The 17,105-nt window shown below is 56.1% G+C and carries 17 protein-coding genes; 12 read left to right on the top strand and 5 right to left on the bottom strand.

Features of this window, described 5'->3' with window-relative positions; genetic code table 11:
• Window positions 1-3 precede the first annotated feature (3 nt).
• Window positions 4-261, top strand: coding sequence for a DUF2274 domain-containing protein (locus tag PB2503_RS05410; RefSeq protein WP_013300222.1), 258 nt, complete (start codon window positions 4-6; stop codon window positions 259-261).
• On the opposite strand, the gene PB2503_RS15140 is transcribed toward PB2503_RS05410, so the two are convergent.
• Entirely contained in the window at window positions 203-1,165 is a 963-nt protein-coding gene (locus PB2503_RS15140; protein WP_420798261.1) for a LysR family transcriptional regulator, read from the bottom strand. The genes PB2503_RS05410 and PB2503_RS15140 overlap by 59 nt on opposite strands.
• Before the next feature lie 47 nt (window positions 1,166-1,212).
• Window positions 1,213-2,127, bottom strand: coding sequence for a DMT family transporter (locus tag PB2503_RS05405; RefSeq protein WP_013300221.1), 915 nt, complete (start codon window positions 2,125-2,127; stop codon window positions 1,213-1,215).
• Window positions 2,128-2,271: 144 nt separating this feature from the next.
• Here PB2503_RS05405 and PB2503_RS05400 point away from each other — a divergent pair, with 144 nt between their 5' ends.
• From PB2503_RS05400 to PB2503_RS05390, 3 genes are all read left to right on the top strand, one after another.
• The gene (locus tag PB2503_RS05400) at window positions 2,272-3,183 is read left to right on the top strand and encodes a LysR family transcriptional regulator (protein ID WP_041534902.1); all 912 of its coding nucleotides are present in this window, start codon (window positions 2,272-2,274) and stop codon (window positions 3,181-3,183) included.
• 224 nt (window positions 3,184-3,407) lie between these two features.
• On the top strand, window positions 3,408-3,848 hold the full coding sequence (locus PB2503_RS05395) for a MobC domain-containing protein (protein ID WP_013300218.1): 441 nt from the start codon (window positions 3,408-3,410) through the stop codon (window positions 3,846-3,848).
• Window positions 3,845-5,146: a relaxase/mobilization nuclease domain-containing protein gene (locus PB2503_RS05390; RefSeq protein WP_013300217.1), complete on the top strand. Its 1,302-nt coding sequence runs from the start codon at window positions 3,845-3,847 to the stop codon at window positions 5,144-5,146. The genes PB2503_RS05395 and PB2503_RS05390 overlap by 4 nt, the downstream gene beginning before the upstream one ends.
• 123 nt (window positions 5,147-5,269) lie before the next feature.
• On the opposite strand, the gene PB2503_RS14670 is transcribed toward PB2503_RS05390, so the two are convergent.
• Genes PB2503_RS14670 through PB2503_RS05385 form a run of 3 tightly spaced genes read right to left on the bottom strand, consistent with a single transcriptional unit; the run spans window position 5,270 to window position 6,124 of the window.
• Window positions 5,270-5,407 carry a hypothetical protein gene (locus tag PB2503_RS14670; protein ID WP_013300216.1) on the bottom strand — a complete coding sequence of 46 codons (138 nt, stop codon included), beginning with the start codon at window positions 5,405-5,407 and terminating at the stop codon, window positions 5,270-5,272.
• Between the two features lie 36 nt (window positions 5,408-5,443).
• Complete coding sequence (locus PB2503_RS14665; protein ID WP_013300215.1) at window positions 5,444-5,602, bottom strand: hypothetical protein; 159 nt, start codon at window positions 5,600-5,602, stop codon at window positions 5,444-5,446.
• A gap of 3 nt (window positions 5,603-5,605) precedes the next feature.
• A complete protein-coding gene (locus tag PB2503_RS05385) occupies window positions 5,606-6,124 on the bottom strand; it encodes an antirestriction protein ArdA (RefSeq protein WP_013300214.1) in 519 nt (172 codons plus the stop codon).
• 319 nt (window positions 6,125-6,443) lie between these two features.
• Here PB2503_RS05385 and PB2503_RS05380 point away from each other — a divergent pair, with 319 nt between their 5' ends.
• The 8 genes from PB2503_RS05380 (at window position 6,444) to PB2503_RS05340 (ending at window position 16,773) form a co-directional block, all read left to right on the top strand.
• The gene (locus PB2503_RS05380; protein ID WP_013300213.1) at window positions 6,444-6,854 is read left to right on the top strand and encodes a hypothetical protein; all 411 of its coding nucleotides are present in this window, start codon (window positions 6,444-6,446) and stop codon (window positions 6,852-6,854) included.
• A gap of 104 nt (window positions 6,855-6,958) precedes the next feature.
• On the top strand, window positions 6,959-7,573 hold the full coding sequence (locus PB2503_RS05375; protein ID WP_013300212.1) for a restriction endonuclease subunit S: 615 nt from the start codon (window positions 6,959-6,961) through the stop codon (window positions 7,571-7,573).
• The gene (locus tag PB2503_RS05370; protein ID WP_013300211.1) at window positions 7,570-9,084 is read left to right on the top strand and encodes a type I restriction-modification system subunit M; all 1,515 of its coding nucleotides are present in this window, start codon (window positions 7,570-7,572) and stop codon (window positions 9,082-9,084) included. Before PB2503_RS05375 ends, PB2503_RS05370 begins: the two co-directional genes overlap by 4 nt.
• Entirely contained in the window at window positions 9,074-10,273 is a 1,200-nt protein-coding gene (locus tag PB2503_RS13865; RefSeq protein WP_013300210.1) for a restriction endonuclease subunit S, read from the top strand. The genes PB2503_RS05370 and PB2503_RS13865 overlap by 11 nt, the downstream gene beginning before the upstream one ends.
• Window positions 10,270-11,943, top strand: a complete 1,674-nt coding sequence (locus tag PB2503_RS05355; protein ID WP_013300209.1) for a TIGR04141 family sporadically distributed protein — start codon at window positions 10,270-10,272, stop codon at window positions 11,941-11,943. The genes PB2503_RS13865 and PB2503_RS05355 overlap by 4 nt, the downstream gene beginning before the upstream one ends.
• Entirely contained in the window at window positions 11,940-12,776 is an 837-nt protein-coding gene (locus PB2503_RS05350) for an HAD family hydrolase (protein ID WP_013300208.1), read from the top strand. The genes PB2503_RS05355 and PB2503_RS05350 overlap by 4 nt, the downstream gene beginning before the upstream one ends.
• Window positions 12,773-16,048 (top strand): type I restriction endonuclease subunit R, encoded by a 3,276-nt coding sequence (locus tag PB2503_RS05345; protein ID WP_041534901.1) that lies wholly within the window; start codon window positions 12,773-12,775, stop codon window positions 16,046-16,048. The genes PB2503_RS05350 and PB2503_RS05345 overlap by 4 nt, the downstream gene beginning before the upstream one ends.
• The gene (locus tag PB2503_RS05340) at window positions 16,048-16,773 is read left to right on the top strand and encodes a M48 family metallopeptidase (RefSeq protein WP_013300207.1); all 726 of its coding nucleotides are present in this window, start codon (window positions 16,048-16,050) and stop codon (window positions 16,771-16,773) included. The genes PB2503_RS05345 and PB2503_RS05340 overlap by 1 nt, the downstream gene beginning before the upstream one ends.
• Window positions 16,774-17,105: the final 332 nt, after the last annotated feature.

The raw sequence follows: 17,105 nt of genomic DNA, 5'->3' as shown, positions 1-17,105 counted from the left end.
TCCATGACCAAGCTGAAATTGAGCGCCATTCCCGACGATACACCGGTTAAACTGAACATCGAGCTGCCCGCCAATGTCCATCGCGATCTTGTCGCCTATGCGGATGTGCTGGCGCGCGAGGCCGGACAGAAGAATGAACCTGCAAAGCTCATCGCGCCCATGCTGGCGCGCTTTATGGCCACGGACAGGGGATTTGCAAAGCTCAGGAAAGAACACCGTTCCGCTTCGCCTCGTTCCGAGCCAAACTCAGAAACCGCCTAAGCGCAGGGTTGTCGTTCTCGGGGCGCCAAACCAGACTGAATGGAATCGATTCACCAACTCCGTCCCACACCAGCGGTACAAACGCTACGTTTGGATAACTGATCCCACGCCAATGGTTACACACTAGGCTCATGCCGACCCCTAGTCCGACAAGGTTCATAATTCCTTCGCGATCAAGCCCATGCCGACGTATGACTACCTGCCGACCAAGATCGCTTACTCTTCTACGAACATAATCGGAAATCTCTGGTCCCGGTTCATTCGCACTCACAACGAAGGTAGCGTCTTCAATGTCTGTCCAGCGCGTCAATGTCTTTCCTGCTAGTGGGTGGTCTCGTGCAACAGCAAGATAAATCTGCTCGTGAGTGAGCAGCAGAGCATCCCCACCGGCCAAGTCCATTCCACCTGACGCAAATACGACATCCAATGCCCGATGACTTAGGAGCGTCATCAGTTCTCCTCTATCTGCCTCAAGAAAAGTCAAATCGACACAGGGATGAAGATCGATAAACTTCGAGATAGTGTCTCGCAGAGTGCCCTGTGACAGCGAAGCGATCAGGCCAAGTTGCAAATGACCACTTTGCCCTTCGCCAGCCGCACGTGCTGCCTCAACAGCCAAACCAAAATCCCCGACCAGTCGCCGCGCTTGCGCGCTTAAGGCCCAACCTGCCGTTGTTAACCTTACGCCAGTTTGGCTCCTTTCAAAAATTGATACGCCGAGAGCGTCTTCCAATCTCTGAATTCGTCTCGTCACCGCTGGCTGACCAACTCCCATGCTTGCACTCGCTCTGCGAATGCTACCGGCTTGGGATACCAGGAGAATGGTTTGCAGGTCCCGTATCGTTAGGCTTTTGCACGTCTCGGGTACGAGCGGAGCATTTCTTACGACATCGGAGTTTGTCACATCACGCACCGGTATCCTTCCACGCAGCAAAGAATCGCCAACTAGCGTCACTGCATGCCTGATCCCGGCCTGTTCCCACCGGCACGTCTTCCCGGAAATCTCAGGTGTCCGTTCGTGATACCGAGACCCAGAAGGATCAGAGCGAGAGACACGGCGAGCGACCAGCTCAAGGTCTCCCCGAAGAGAATGGCACCGCAGGCGATGCCCGAAAGAGTCGCGAAATAGCCGACCTGGCTGAACCCAACGCCATCCGTGCGCCGCTGAACTGCAAACGTCAAAATGTAACTGACCGCAGACAACGCACCTATCGCGAAGAGTGCACGGTCTTCAGGCCCGGAGAGGCCGATAGGGGAATAGGTTTCGCCCGTGGCCAGTACCAAGCCCCACCAGATTATTGCCTGGGACACCAACATGCCGGCAGCCAGCCCGATCGGCTTTGAGCCCGCCGGATACGCCCGGTTTCGGTAAATGTTTCCGCAAGCCAGTAATAATGGCGCGGCCAAAGCAATGATCAGCCATCTCGCATCGAAGTCTCCGATCTCGGCGCCCACGAGAATTGTCAGCATCAATCCGGCGAGACCTGTCAAGATGCCAAGGCTGCGGCGGCCATCCGGTAATGCCCGGTCGAGCACTGCGGAGACAGCGACCGTCGCAAGCGGGGAAAGCATCACCAGGGCGGTGAAAAGCCCTGCTGGAACATGCGCGAGCACAGTGAAGGCGATGAAGTTAGGGCCTGTTACGCCCAACAGCCCGGCGAAGAGGTAGTAGCGCAGATGCGCCCAGTCATGGTTCAGCCTTTCGCCCCGAACGGCCAAAACGCCGAGGAGGATGATTCCTGCAAGCGCCAACGACCAGAACAGGGCGGCGATGGCGGAAATACCTGCGAGCGCCGCGATCTTTGTCAGCGCGAAACTGACTCCGACGATCAGGCCGATGGACATGATCGTGAGCGATGGCGCCATGCTCGTGGTTCGAGGAGAGGATGATTGGCGCGAAGTAGAACTGTCGGGCTGTAACATACCCACATAATGGTGGCGTATCCCAAAAATATACAACCGTATCTCCATTCTACTTCATGTGGAGATTTTCTCACCTATATATAGGCCATGAGAGATTTTGACGCGATTCCAGTGTTTGTCGCCGTCGCCGAAGCCGGGAGTTTTGCCGGGGCTGGCCGCAAGCTGGGTGTCACCAAATCAGCGGTAAGCAAGCGGATTGGACAGCTCGAGGCGCAGCTCGGCGTCAAGCTGTTCACCCGTTCGACCCGCGCCATGACACTCACCGAAGCTGGGGAGAGGTATCGCGCCCACGCGGCCCTTGCACTGGAGGCGGGCAAGCAAGCCGAAGACGCTGCGACAGCGCTTCAGGACAGTCCAGCCGGTCGGCTCCAGATACTGGCACCCATGTCCTTCGGCAGACTGCACATCGCGCCGCTGATGGCGGGTTTCTTGTTGGAGTTTCCAGATATCGAGGCCGATCTCGCTCTAGACGACAGACATCTGGATCTTGTTGAGCAGGGATTTGACGTGGCTGTCCGGGCGGGCCAATTGCACTCCCCTACCTTGATCACCCGAAAACTTACAGACCTTCACAGTGTGCTTTGCGCTTCGCCGGAATATCTGGCTTCGCACGCGCCGCCGCGCGCTCCTGCTGACCTCGACAAGCATAATTGCCTGCACTTCGCCCACGCATCAGACGCACACCACTGGTCGTTCCGTAAACCGGGTGAGCCCACCGTTCGGGTTGAGACGCGCGGATCTTATCAGACCAGTAATAGCGAAGCGCTGATGGATGCCGTCCTCGGCGGCCTCGGAATAGCACGTCTGCCGACGTTCATCGCGGGACCTGCAATTGCGCAAGGGCAACTCCACCACCTCTTGAGCGATTTCGAAATGCCAAGCCAACCGCTCAGCGTCATCTACCCCGAGCGGCGCTACCTGCCCGTCAAAGTCCGTGCGTTCACCGATTTCATTGTCGAGCATCTAGGGACGGATCACCCAGAGTGGGACAGGTTCTGAAGTGGCGCGTGTGTTTACTGCCGTCATTAACCTACAGGAGTAAGTGATCGCGCAACGCGGCGGTGTAGTACTGCCATGCTCGACTGAGGTCGGCTCAACAACCTGAACTATAAGGAGAAAATGGCGCGCCCCGAGAGAGAAAGTTTAAACTCTCTCTTTGAAGCGCTAGAGGACTGGGAGCACCAGCTAAAGCACGAAATTCCGGATTTTGAGGAGCTGAGCCTATGACCAGCTCCACGAACGTGCAGACCTTCAACACGGCCTCCCACGGCTACAGAAACAGCCGACCGAAGGCTTCACCGCCTTTTTCCATCCGCTTTACCGATGAGGAACGCTCAAGGCTCGATCGAGCCGCTGGAGCGCTTTCTCTAGCTGCCTACATTCGCCTCAAGCTCTTTGATGACGATATGCCGAGATCGCGGCGCTCGACCAAGCGGCGACGGCAGCCCTCTGCGGAGCTTGCTGTGCTCAGCCATATGCTCGGCGGGCTCGGCCAATCCCGTCTTGCCTCAAATCTCAATCAGCTCGCGAAGGCTGCCAATACGGGGACGCTTCCACTCAGCCCCGAGGTTGAGCGCGAGTTGAAGGAGGCCTGCGAAGCCGTTCAGGAAATGCGCCGCGATCTGGTCGCTGCTCTGGGCGTGAAGCCGGAGGACGGCTCATGATCCTGAAAGGCAGTCAACGCGGCGGCGCGCGCGATCTGGCGTTACATCTGATGAAAGACGAGAACGACCACGTTGAGCTACACGAGCTGCGCGGGTTCGCTTCCGAAAACCTCGTGGGCGCGCTCAACGAAGCGTACGCGCAAAGCCGAGGAACGCGCTGCGCGAAGTTTCTCTACTCGCTATCCCTCAATCCCCCGCCTTCCGAACATGTTTCGACGCGGGACTTCGAGGCCGCGATCAACATGGCCGAAGAGCGTCTTGGACTGAGCGGCCAACCGCGAGCGATCGTCTTCCACGAGAAGGAAGGCCGACGCCATGCCCATGCGGTCTGGTCGCGTATCGATGCGCAGCGGATGAAAGCCGTCCAGCTTTCGTTCGACCATCGCAAGCTCAACGCGGTTTCCCGCGAGCTATTCCTTGAGCATGGCTGGCAAATGCCGCGAGGGCTGGCCGAAACGCATGAGCGCGATCCGAAGAATTTCACGCTGGAAGAATGGCAACAGGCCAAACGCGCGGGACGCGATGTGGCCGCCATCAAGTCCGCGTTTCAGGATAGTTGGGCGATCTCGGATTCGCGGCAGGCCTTCGCCAGCGCTTTGGAGACGAGAGGCTTCAAACTCGCCAAGGGCGATCGACGCGGCTTCGTCGGGGTCAATCGCGATGGCGAAGCCTATGCGGTTTCCAAGTGGGTCGGCGTTAAAGCGCGAGATGTTCGCGCCCGCCTGGGCGAGCCAGATACGCTGCCCAGCGTTACGGAACGCCATGCCGAACACGCCAATGAAGTGAACCGTCGCCTCAACGAGTTGAAGCGGGAGCAGGATGCGCGATCGGAGGCCGAACGCCTTCGCCTTGCTGCCGAGAAGCGCTCACTTATCGCTGCGCAGCGCGCCGAGAGAAGATTTCTCGAGGAGCAGCAACAGGCTCGAGCGGCAATGGAGAATACTCAGCGTCAAGAACGCTTCAGCAAAGGCCTGCGAGGCCTGTTTGATCGGATCACAGGTGAACGTAAACGCGTAGCCGAACAAAATCGCGCTGAGGCATACGACGCCCTGCTGCGAGATCGTCACGAGAAAGACGCTCTGATTTTCCGCCACCTCGATGAGCGCAAGGCGCTCGATCAGAGGCGAACTGTCGAACGTGAACGTCAAACCGAGGTCATGCGCGAACTGCGTACCGATATTCGCCAGCAATCGCCTCAGAAGGACCTGAACGAAGCGCGGCGCGAGGAACTCGCGGAAAAACGCGAGCAACTACAGAGGTCGCGCGCCCGTCGCGAGGGCCGGTCGCTTGATCTCTAATGAATAAAAGAAAGGAAAACCTGTGATAGCGGACATCGCAACACTCATTCAAACCCAAGGCTTCTGGTTCGGGATCGGCGCGAGTTGCGCCGCTTTCCTGATCCTGCGACGCTCTGTCTGAACCTAGAACATGCGCAGTTGATCGTCTGTCGGATCGGAAATCTGATAGACCATCCGCGCCATGCGGATGGTCTCCGACCCCGCAAATATCGGGGCGTCCAGAACCGCGTTCGGCGTTCCCCATGATGCCCAGATTTTCAAGCCACACCCTTCATAGGCGATGCTGATCTGATCGCGTTAACCTGAGCCGCCCGCGATCCCGAGATAGCGCTTCAGCAAAGCCGCCAACTCGTTGTCATCTAAGCCGTTGGCGATCTGCTCGGCATATCGCTCGGGGAAGTGGCGGGTCGCCTTGATGAAGGCCTGCTTTTTGTCTTGTCGTGTGAGGGCGCGCATCGCTCATGCCCTCCAGAAGATATGGACTACTTCAAAGCCCGTTTCGATAGCCAACACGTCGTTGATTTCGAGGTCGCGACCCATCGCTTCATAGTCGATGTAGAATTGCAGACTCTGTGGAACTTCCATGGTCTGCTCAGTGATCTCCTGCGCATAGTCGGCAAGCGAAATGTATGAGCCGCAATAGCGATCTTCGATCGCCTCCCGCGCGTCTTCAAGGTCGCAGAAGTACTCCATCAGCTTGCCTGCTATTTCTCCATGCTCATCGATGAAGGCGGCGATTTCAGCCACGTGATCAACGCCGGAGTATTCTTCAATCCTCGCCCCCTCGAAGCCTTCGTAGTCGTGAATGGCATATTCCTCAGCATCAGGAATTGGTGAGGAGGCAAGCATTTCGGCGATGCGCTCGCGGATATGATCTGCCCCCAATGTCGCATCGACCCAACGCCCATGCAGGATGCCGTTGTTGTACGCGGCAAGGCACGCGACATAGATTCTGATTTCGGACTCCTCGTGTTTCATCTGTTCACCCCTTTCGTTGGGTATGGGTTGCTCATGCAACCCTGGCTTTCGCCGAGAACGGGGTGTGCAAACGGAAGAAAAAATCGGCGGCGGGCGCAGGCGCAGCCGAGCCTCGGGAGACCGATCTATTTTTTCTGAAGTGCGCTGAGGGGCTGGCCCCTAAGCCTACGCGCGAGGGATCAAAGCCGCATGGCCGAGACCGCCTAGGCGGGCTCGGTTCACGCGAGCCCGACCCGCACGGGCGCGCCAGCAAGAATCTTCTTGACTCAATATAGCACTATTCTCTATTATCTAGAAAATAATAGAAAGGAGCAACGCCGTGAGCCGAACGATTCAAGTGAGTACTGACGTCTACGCCAAAATCTGGGCCAGCCGTCAGGCAGGGGAGGAAACAGAGAGCGCCATTCTCGGGCGAATACTCGGCTGCGCGCCCAGCAAGGCTGTCAACGGCGCGAGCGCCCGGTCCGATACGGGTGGCGTGCACGATGCCCGCAACGACGTTCATTTCCCTGAAGGATTCGAAATCATTCGCACTTACCGCCGACAGGAATATCGGGCGGTTGCGACCCAGGGGGCATGGCTGCGCTCCGATACGAATGAGCGATTTCCGACCCTCAATCAGCTCAACGAGTCGATCGCCGCCGGACCTGAAAACGTCTGGAACGGCAATTGGAAGTATCGCGATCCGTCTTCGGGAAAGCTCGTCTCTATCGACGCAATGCGGCGCTGAGCGCGGGAACAGCTGTCAAACGACAACGGAATGAATTGCGTCATTCGACTTCATGCAAAAATAAATTCTTGACTCGGCGCTACCGATCACGGTAGAAACGCATCATGACGGATGACGCAATCATTTTCGAGAGCCTTGGACGCGCCGCTGAAATCTCGGCGGGCTACCCGCTGCGCGGCTCAGCCGAGGCCCTGAAGGCGGGCGACGTGCACTTCTTGGCGCTCAAGGATGTGAGCCTCGATGCGGATATCGACTGGGCACACGTCCCGACGGTCGAGCTGCCCTCGAAGCGCACGCCCGACTGGCTCAGCGGAGACGATGTGATTTTTTCCGCGCGGGGCACACGAACTCTGGCTTACCCCATCAACGATCCGCCTGCGCGCGCCGTATGCGCTCCGCAGTTCTACGTCATTAAGGTGAAACGCCCAGAGAAGCTGCTGCCCGCCTTTCTTGCTTGGCAGATCAATCAGAAGCCTGCCCAAGACTATTTCTCGCGCACGGCCACTGGCTCATACATCCAGAACATACGCCGCAAAGCGCTTGAAAACCTCCCGCTCGCCATTCCGCCGGTCCACGAGCAGCAGGTCATTGTCGAATTCTGGCGCGCAGCCCAGCGCGAGCGCGCCGTACTCAACCAGCTCATTCAAAACCGAAACCAGCAACTCGACGCGCTCGCTGTCGGGCTCCTGCACACACGCCTAAGGGGGGCGCAACAATGAACGCACAAGTCAAACAGGACGAGATCAACAAGGCCGTATGGGAAGCGTGCGACACCTTCCGCGGCACCGTCGATGCCGGAGTCTATAAGGACTACGTCCTGACGATGCTCTTCCTGAAATACCTCAGTGACGTGTGGAACGATCATTATGAGGAATACAAGAAGGAGTATGGCGACGAGCCCGAACTCATCAACGAGATGATGAAGAACGAGCGCTTCGTTCTGCCGGAGAGCGCCAACTTCTATGCGCTCTATAAGCGCCGTCACGAAGCCGGAAACGGCGAACGCATCGACAAGGCGCTGCACGCGATCGAAGAGGCGAACATCGCCAAGCTGCGCGACGTATTCCAGGACATCAGCTTCAACTCAAACAAGCTCGGCGAAGAAGCGCACAAGAACGAGTTGCTCAAGGAGCTGCTTGAGGACTTTGCGAAAGACAAGCTCAACCTCCGTCCCAGCCGCATCGGCAAACTCGACATCATCGGCAACGCGTATGAGTTCCTGATCAAACAATTCGCCGCCGACTCGGGCCGCAAGGCGGGTGAATTCTATACGCCGCCCGAAGTCTCCGAGCTGATGGCCGAACTGGTCGCGCCCAAAGAAGGCGATGAGATTTGCGATCCGACATGCGGTTCGGGCTCGCTACTCATGAAGTGTGGCAAGCGCGTGCAAATCGAAAACAAGGGGTCCAAGAAATACGCCCTGTACGGACAGGAGGCGATCGGCAGCACTTGGGCGCTCGCCAAAATGAACATGTTCCTGCACGGTGAAGATAATCACCGCATCGAATGGGGCGATACGATCCGCAACCCGAAACTGCTGGATGGCGAAGACAGCCTCAAGCACTTCGATGTGGTTGTCGCCAACCCGCCCTTCTCGCTTGAGAAGTGGGGTCACGGCACAGCGGAAGGCGACAAGTTCAGTCGATTCCGTCGTGGCATTCCGCCGAAGACCAAGGGCGACTACGCATTCATTCTGCACATGGTCGAGACCATGAAACCCAAGAGCGGGCGCATGGCTGTCGTTGCCCCTCACGGCGTTCTCTTCCGTGGTTCGACCGAAGGGAAAATCCGCCAAAAGCTGGTTGAAGAAAACCTGCTGGACGCCGTAATCGGTCTGCCGGAAAAGCTCTTTTACGGAACCGGCATCCCCGCCACGATCCTCATACTCCGCAAGAAGAAGAGCGACAGAAACGTCCTGTTCATTGACGCAAGCCGCGAGTTCATCTCCGGCAAAAACCAAAACCAACTCTCCAACAATCACATCGCGAAGATCGTGGAGACCTACCAGGCGCGCAAGAGCGTCGATAAGTACGCCTACTTCGCGACGCCCGAGGAGATGGCTGAGAACGATTACAACCTGAACATCCCCCGCTACGTCGACACGTTTGAAGAAGAAGAAGAAATCGACCTGATGGCCGTGCGGGCCGAGCGCGAGAAGCTGAAGGCCGAACTCACTGACCTAGAAGCGCAGATGGACGGCTACCTGAAGGAGCTGGGCTATGGTTCCTGAGGGTTGGAAGATGGAAAGCCTCGGAAACTGGATCGAGGCGTATCGGGAAAAATCTGTCGAAAAGGATCAGTACCCAGTGCTGACCTCTTCCAGAGAGGGGTTGATCCCGCAAAGCGAGTACTATGGTGAGAGCCGTATTACCTCGCGCGACAACGTGGGTTTTCATGTAATTCCGCCTCAATTCTTCACGTATCGCTCTCGGAGCGATGACGGTCTTTTCTTCTTCAATCGAAACGACACAGGCCAAACTGGAATCATCAGTCACTTCTATCCCGTCTTCGACTTTCCCAAGGGCAACAGCGACTTCTTTTTGGCGGCTTTGAATTTTTGGAGAAAGCGGTTCGCTGGATATGCGGTTGGAAGTTCGCAAGTGGTGTTGTCGCTGAATGCGTTGAAGTCGGTCAAACTTCCGATTCCACCGAAACATGTTCAGGACGAAATTGCTGATATCCTTACCAGCTGGGATCGGGCGATTAAGACGACGGAGAAATTGATCGCGAACAGCCAAGCCCAGAAGAAATCACTGATGCAGCAGCTGCTTACAGGCAAGAAGCGTCTTCCGCGTTTTTCAGATGTCTGGCGCGAGGTTCAACTGGGAGAGCTGGGCGATTTCATAAAAGGTAAGGGCATCCCGCGAGACGAAGTGGTCGAAACGGGATTGCCTGCAATTCGCTACGGCGAAATTTACACCACGCACCATTTCATCGTTGAGACCTTTGCCTCCTTTATCTCTGAAGAAGCAGCCGCTCAAAGCGTTCCGCTGAACAATGGCGATATTCTCTTCACGTGTTCTGGGGAAACGGCGGACGAAATCGGGAAGTGTGTCGCCTACCTCGGGAATGATCGATCATTCGCAGGCGGCGATATTATCCTGTTTCGCGAACATGGTCAGTGTGCACACTTTCTTGGATACGCTCTCAACTCGTCCGAGGTAGTGCGGCAGAAGACGCGGTTCGGGCAGGGAAATTCCGTCGTTCATATCAATGCCCGCAACCTTTCTCAGATCACGCTCATGCTCCCTTCTCTCGAAGAGCAAGAGGCCATCGCTGACATTCTGGACACGGCGAGGCGGGACATCCGCCAGCTCGAAATCGAGCTTCAGAATCTCCAAATCGAAAGAGCCGCTCTCATGCAGCAACTCCTCACCGGTAAGCGCCGTGTGAAAGTAGAAAAGGAGGCAGCGGCATGAGTAAGTCCCGTTCCTTTTCAATCTATCTGCTCAAGGAAGGCTTTGATGCCTCCAATGCGCTGAAAGATGACCATGCGCTCGATGACGCAGTCGCGGGCGAAGCGCTTCCTGAAGGCTCAACGCTGTTTGTGCTTGATAACGCGCCGACCCCGCCTTGGTGGAAGGGATACTTCGGTATTCAGAAAGACTTGAGGCAAGCTCTCAAGGGTGCAGTCGTCTTTCTTCCCGTCGATGATCGCGTATTCGCGATCACGTTCGGGCACGTCTACCACAACCTGCTCGACACGAGCTACGAGTACGACTTCGGGCTGCGCGTGACGCTCAACTGTCTCGATCCTGACAAGTTGAAAAGCACCGACATCCTTGAGCCCAGCGGCGCAAAGCGTCAGCGCACGCAGATGCCGACGGATTCCGATCTTACCTACTTCGACTTCGATCAGGACACGACCATTCTGAAGAGCCTGACCGGCAAGGTGAAAGACGAGCACAAAAATCTTTTCAAACACGCGACGGGGGCGAGCAATATCCGCGTCAGCTCGGATGTCACTCCAGACGGGCTTCCCGAACTCTGTGAGAAATTGCTCACGCTCTATGAGGACGACGCCTACAAGACCACTTTCCCTGGCCTGCAGAACATCTCGCCTGTGCGTGATCCTTCGGTGCTTGCCACGCTGGACGGCCTGTTGTTGGACGCCGTGATCAACAAGAGCGACAGCCTTTCGCTGAGCGTCCCTGAAATCCTAAACTACCATGATGGACTCTGGGCGACCTTTTCGGGCGCTGGGGGCGGCTTGATCTATGACGACGTGTTCATTGGGCGTTACTACGACTATCTGCAGCTTCGCGGCGTTTCCCTAAACACAATCGATATCGAGGCGCTGCGAAAGCATTGCCTCAACCTGACAGATGAAGATGGCCAGCCGCGTGGCGAGCGCCATTCGGTCTACAAGTGCCTGATCTTTGACACGACTCTTCCTGAGTCAGGTGAGACCTATCATCTGTGTGACGGCAACTGGTATCTGGTTGATACCGATTTCGTCTCCCAGCTATCGACTTTTCTCGACCCCTTCTGTACCGCGAGCAGCTTCCCCGACTTCACGCACGAGAATGAAGGCGAGTTCAACGAGGCTGTTGCAGCAGCGGGCGCAGGACTTATCTGCCTCGACAAATCGAGCATTACCCCGACGGGGCAGAAGGCCGTCGAGCCCTGCGATGTCTATGAAGTCCAGGGCGGCAAAGCGGTACTGCACCACGTAAAGATTTCCACGCTGTCCGCGCAACTCAGCCACCTGTTCAATCAGGGAACTAACTCAATCCACCTTCTGCGCGACGATAAAGAAGCGCGGGACAAGCTAAAAGCGCTGGTGTCCGATGGCGCACCTGCAAATGCGCAGGAAGCGTTCACCGCACCTATCGACGAAGACAAATTCAAGGTCGTATTCCAGATCGTCACCCATAAGGACGCGGATGCGAAAGCGCTCAACTTCCCGCTGTTCTCCCGCATCAGTCTCATGCGTGCGCTGAAGGACCTGCGTCGCATGGGGATCGAAGCGGAGTTCGCCTTCATCAAGGATGCAACGCCAACTTCGGAAGGGAAGAAGAAAAAGCGGAAGTCGAAAACCGACGAAGCTGATGCCGGAAACGATAACGACGAAGCGGAGGCGGCATGAGCGACCTCAAGCGCACAGCTATCATCTATGACTATGACGGCACTCTCGCGCGTGGAAACATTCAGGAGAACTCATTCCTGCCAGCGATCGACCTAACCCGCGAAGAATTCTGGAAGGAAGTCAAGCGCCTCACGAGAGAGCATGATGCGGACGAAATCCTCGTCTACATGCAACTGATGCTGCGGGAAGCCCAGCGCAAAGGATTGAGAGTCACTAGGGACAAACTGAAATCCCACGGCGGCTCATCGGAGCTGTTTGATGGCCTGGCAGATCATAGCTGGTTCGAGCGGATAAACGCGTTTGCGTCAGAGCGCGGCTTGCAGGTTGAGCACTACATCGTCTCGTCTGGAACACAGGAGATGATCGAAGGATCACCCATAGCGGGCGACTTCAAGGGGATATTTGCCTCCCGATACATCTACAACGAAAATGGCGAAGCAGAGTGGCCCAGTCTCGCCATCAACTACACTACGAAGACCCAGTTTCTCTTTAGGATCAACAAGGGGATCGACAGCGTCTGGGACAACGATGCCATCAACGCGTTCATGCCTGAAGCTGAGCGCCCAATTCCGTTTTCTAGAATGATCTTCATCGGTGACGGCGACACCGATATACCCGCCATGAAGATGACCTCTCACTACGGAGGGCAATCTATAGCGGCGTACGACCCTAAAAGAGATTCTCGCGCCCTAGAGAAAATCCATCGATTGATTTCTGACGGTCGAGTTAATTTCGTCGCCCCAGCCGACTACTCCGAAAATGCGCATCTAGACATCTTGCTGAAGGGGATACTCGGACGCATTGCCCGAGCGGAAGGGTATAGACCGTCATGAGTTATACGCCGAACACCGCCGAGCAATATTCCGCACACGTCCCCGCTCTGCAGACGCTTATTTCCCTCGGCTGGAGATTCATGCCGACCGTCGAGTGCCTGAAACGACGTGAAGGCAACAAGGCTGTCGTCCTGAAGGGAATTCTCGTCGAGCAGCTCAAAAAGCGGCGTTTCGAATACAAAGGGCAATCTTATCCGCTGTCGACAAATGCGATCGATCAGATCGTACGCGATCTAACTTCGCCGCACTTACAAGAAGGCCTGCTGACGGCAAACGAACGCCTTTACAATGCCCTGACGCTCGGCATCACAGTGACCGAATTCGTCGACGGTAAGAAGCACTCTCCAACGATACCAGTGATCGACTGGCTTGACCCTTCCAACAATGACTTCACGGTCACAGAGGAATTTGAGGTGCTTGCCACCGATGGTACGCGCACCCGTCGCCCAGACATCGTCTGTTTCGTGAACGGAATTCCTCTCGTCGTGATCGAGGCGAAACGCCCCGATTCCGGCAATCCCAACAAGTCGATGATCGACGAGGGCATAAGCCAGAACATCCGCAATCAGAAGCCTGACGAAATTCCCGAGCTTTTTGCCTACTCACAATTGCTGATGTCGATCAGCGGTCTTGAAGGGCGGTACGCCACCACGAAGACACCCAAGAAGTTTTGGGCGGGCTGGAGAGAAGAAGAGCTGTCGGAAGCGCACTTCAAAGAAGTGAAAAACAAACCTCTGTCACTCGAAGCCCGTGATGCTCTGCTCTTCGATAAACCGAAGTCCGTTCAGGAGCATTTTCGTAGCCTGTGGACTGGCGAGCAATTCGTTACCGACCAAGACCGTATGTTGGTCAGCCTGCTGTCCAAAGATCGATTCCTGGAGTTCGTCCGCTTCTTCATCCTGTTCGATAAGAAAGTTGGAAAGATCGCCGCCCGTTACCAGCAGGTCTTCGGGATCAAGGCGCTGATAGACCGCATTTCTCACATACGCCCTGACGGAGGACGCGAAGGCGGCGTTATCTGGCATACCACGGGCTCTGGTAAGAGCTTTACGATGGTCTTTTTGTGCAAGGCGTTGCTCCTGCACCAAAACCTGACTGAATGCCGCGTGGTCGTGGTCACGGACAGGGTCGATCTGGAAAAGCAGCTTGCCCGAACCTTCCTGACAGGTGGCGCTTTGGGAAACACAAGCGCCGGCAAGAAAGAAGAGAGCCGCGCTAAGGCCTCGACGGGCAGAGACCTCGCAAAACGCATCGGCAAAGGCAACGAGCGGATCATCTTTTCGATCATCAACAAATTCGGAACCGCGTCGAAGCTGCCTGAGTGCTACAATCCCAGCGAGAACATCATCGTCTTGATCGATGAAGGTCACCGCAGCCAGAGCGGAGAGAACCATGAGAGGATGCGCAAAGCCCTGCCTAACGCGTCCTATGTCGCGTTCACGGGCACCCCGCTCCTGAAAGACGATAAGACGACCAACAAATTCGGCCCCATCGTCCATGCGTACACGATGCAGCGCGCCGTCGAGGACGGCACTGTAACACCACTCCTGTACGAAGAGCGCCGACCTGTCCTCGACATCAACGAGAAGGCGATCGACAACTGGTTCGACAAGATCACTGTGGCATTGACCGACCAACAGAAGAGCGACCTCAAAGAAAAGTACGGCAAGAAAGGCCAGCTCTACGGGTCAGCGAACCGAATTGATCTCATCGCTTGGGATATCGCAGTCCATTTCAATGAGAATTTCAAAGCGCTGGGCAAAGACCTAAAGGGGCAGCTCGCGACGGATAGCAAGCTGTCGGCAATTCGATACAAGAAGGCGCTGGACGCCACGGGGCTAGTAACGAGCGCCGTCGTCATTTCACCACCAGACACTCGCGAGGGGCATGAGGATGTTGACGAGGCTGAACTGCCGGAGGTTCAGCAATGGTGGAAGGACAACGTCAAATGCGATCCTGAGGACTATGAGCGGGACATCATTGAGGCATTCTCGGAGCCAGGCGCACCAGACATCCTGATTGTCGTCGACAAACTGCTGACTGGTTTCGACGAACCAAGAAATGCAGTCCTCTACATCGACAAACCTCTCAAGCACCACAATATCATTCAGGCCATCGCTCGCGTGAACCGCCTGCATGAACAGAAAAAATATGGTCTCCTGATCGACTACCGAGGAATCCTCAAAGAGCTAGATACGGCCATCGACGGCTACCAGGACCTCGCGGAGAGAACGCAGGCCGGATTTGATTTAGACGACCTGCAAGGCCTCTATTCCGATGTCTCAACGGAGTACAAGCGGCTCCCCGCTCTTCATGAAAAACTTCTGTCCGTGTTCTCGGGCGTTAAAAACCGCGCCGATCTAGAGCAATACCGACGGGTGCTCATCCCCAAATACGAACAGGACGAGAATGGAGATGCTGTCGATGACAACCAGAAGGTTAGAGAGGACTTTTACGAGGCGCTGACCGAATTCGGTATCTGCCTGAAGATCGCACTCGGTTCACGCTCGTTCTTCGACGACGCTTCCGTCTCCGAACAACAAATTCAGACCTACAAGCGCGATCTCAAGTTCTTCAGCGAGTTACGTCGTATCGCCAAGCGCGACGCTCAAGAGACTGTCGATTTCAGTGCCTATGAGGATCAGATCAGGCGGCTTGTTGATCGCTATGTGCTGGGCGAGGAAATCCAGGAGGCGGACGGCGTTTATGTTGTCAACAATCTAGGTCAAAAGGATCGTGCTGAAGAATGGACGCCGGAGAAGCTGAAGAACGAAACGGACATCATCCGTTCGCGGGTGAAGCGTACCATTGAACAGGACCTTGCGGACGATCCTTACGCACAGGCTTATTTTTCCGAGTTGCTGAGGCAAGCCATTGAAGATGCGGATGCGCTTTTTGAGCACCCATTCAAGCAATACGCTCTCTTCAAGGACTTCGAGGCAGAAGTGAATGAACGCAGAGTCGACGGCATTCCGCCGTCGCTCGGGGAGAACAAGCACGCAGCGGCGTACTTCGGGATTTTCAAGATCGTCCTTGGCAACGAGTTCGAGCGCGAAGACGTCTCAAGGCTCGCTGAGGTTAGCCTGCAAATCGACAACATCGTCGTTGACTCCGTGGCCGAGAACTCGCTGAACCCGCAGAATATCGAAGCGGCTATTCGCAAGAAAGTGCTCCCGCTTCTCTTCAAGCCGATCGGGTTAGAGCGAGCCAAGGAAGTCTGCGAGCGGATCGTAGAGGTTACCAAGCTGGGCCTATCTCGGGGCGACTTCTGATGGAATGTGTACTCCACTACGGCGACGAAACGCTCAGGTACACGGTAGCCCGCAACCCGAACTTATCGACCAAAGTACGCATACACGTTCATCCCAACGGCCTAATCGAGGCCGAAGCTCCATCCGACGCCCCTCCTGCAGAAATAAAGATCGCGCTGCGAAAACGTGCCAGATGGATTACCGCGCAACTTCGAGAGGTCGCCGAGGCTAGAGCTCACGCCTTGCCACGAGAATTTGTGAGCGGGGAAACACACTTTTATCTTGGCAAGCGATACCCGCTAAAGATCATCCAGTCGGCTGTAGAGCCATCCTCCGTCTTGCTAAAAGGCGGGCAAATTAGGGTCACGCTGCCCTATCGCGACCCTGCAGCGATAAAACGTAGACTGAATCAGTGGTATCGAACCAAGGCAGCGGACTACTTCGCGAAGCGGCTCGGAGAGATCGCATCGAGCGTGGCGTGGGTTAGAGACGAGCCTGATCTGAAGCTGCTCCCTATGAGGAAACAGTGGGGTAGCTGCTCACCTTCCGGCGCAATTCATCTAAACCCTTGGCTGGTAAGAGCGCCGCGTGAATGCATCGACTACGTGATCGTCCACGAGCTTTGTCACCTGAAAGAACACAATCACAGCAAGCGCTTTTACAGCCTGCTGGATCGACAATTGCCTGGGTGGCGACATACCAAGACCCGTCTCGACGGCATGGCTGAATTGCTTCTTTCGGAATGAGAACCGCGAACGACGGCTACCGTGCAGATGCGCTTTAGTCGTCTCCAAGGGCGAAACCTTGGTGCGGGGTCCACGGGCGGCAGACGCCTTGGTCTCGGTCCAGCTGAGAAGAAGCTGGTCGATGGGGTCCAGGGGAGAGCGAAGTCTCCCTTGGTCTCGATGAATTCGTCATGGGGGTGTCGGGGGAGCTTGAAGGCTCTCCTGACTGGTGGTGCAGCGGCCAAACGCCTGCGAGTGATTGAACGGCGACACGTTCTTATGGCGCAGCGAAGGCTCAATGCCGGAGATGCGCCACGGCCGGAAGGGATGCAACGGGAAACGCGCAGCGGGTT

The sequence above is a fragment of the Parvularcula bermudensis HTCC2503 genome (assembly GCF_000152825.2).
Lineage (GTDB): Bacteria > Pseudomonadota > Alphaproteobacteria > Caulobacterales > Parvularculaceae > Parvularcula > Parvularcula bermudensis.
The sequence above is the reverse complement of the archived record's forward strand: the minus strand, read 5'-3'. Positions and strand labels throughout refer to the sequence as shown.

What these genes read in the sequence shown, in the direction of transcription:
- PB2503_RS05410 (WP_013300222.1), top strand. Translation starts at nt 4, where the DNA reads ATGACCAAGCTGAAATTGAGCGCCATTCCCGACGATACACCGGTTAAA.
- PB2503_RS05405 (WP_013300221.1), bottom strand. Translation starts at nt 2,127, where the DNA reads ATGGCGCCATCGCTCACGATCATGTCCATCGGCCTGATCGTCGGAGTC.
- PB2503_RS05400 (WP_041534902.1), top strand. Translation starts at nt 2,272, where the DNA reads ATGAGAGATTTTGACGCGATTCCAGTGTTTGTCGCCGTCGCCGAAGCC.
- PB2503_RS05395 (WP_013300218.1), top strand. Translation starts at nt 3,408, where the DNA reads ATGACCAGCTCCACGAACGTGCAGACCTTCAACACGGCCTCCCACGGC.
- PB2503_RS05390 (WP_013300217.1), top strand. Translation starts at nt 3,845, where the DNA reads ATGATCCTGAAAGGCAGTCAACGCGGCGGCGCGCGCGATCTGGCGTTA.
- PB2503_RS14665 (WP_013300215.1), bottom strand. Translation starts at nt 5,602, where the DNA reads ATGCGCGCCCTCACACGACAAGACAAAAAGCAGGCCTTCATCAAGGCG.
- PB2503_RS05385 (WP_013300214.1), bottom strand. Translation starts at nt 6,124, where the DNA reads ATGAAACACGAGGAGTCCGAAATCAGAATCTATGTCGCGTGCCTTGCC.
- PB2503_RS05375 (WP_013300212.1), top strand. Translation starts at nt 6,959, where the DNA reads ATGACGGATGACGCAATCATTTTCGAGAGCCTTGGACGCGCCGCTGAA.
- PB2503_RS05370 (WP_013300211.1), top strand. Translation starts at nt 7,570, where the DNA reads ATGAACGCACAAGTCAAACAGGACGAGATCAACAAGGCCGTATGGGAA.
- PB2503_RS13865 (WP_013300210.1), top strand. Translation starts at nt 9,074, where the DNA reads ATGGTTCCTGAGGGTTGGAAGATGGAAAGCCTCGGAAACTGGATCGAG.
- PB2503_RS05355 (WP_013300209.1), top strand. Translation starts at nt 10,270, where the DNA reads ATGAGTAAGTCCCGTTCCTTTTCAATCTATCTGCTCAAGGAAGGCTTT.
- PB2503_RS05350 (WP_013300208.1), top strand. Translation starts at nt 11,940, where the DNA reads ATGAGCGACCTCAAGCGCACAGCTATCATCTATGACTATGACGGCACT.
- PB2503_RS05345 (WP_041534901.1), top strand. Translation starts at nt 12,773, where the DNA reads ATGAGTTATACGCCGAACACCGCCGAGCAATATTCCGCACACGTCCCC.
- PB2503_RS05340 (WP_013300207.1), top strand. Translation starts at nt 16,048, where the DNA reads ATGGAATGTGTACTCCACTACGGCGACGAAACGCTCAGGTACACGGTA.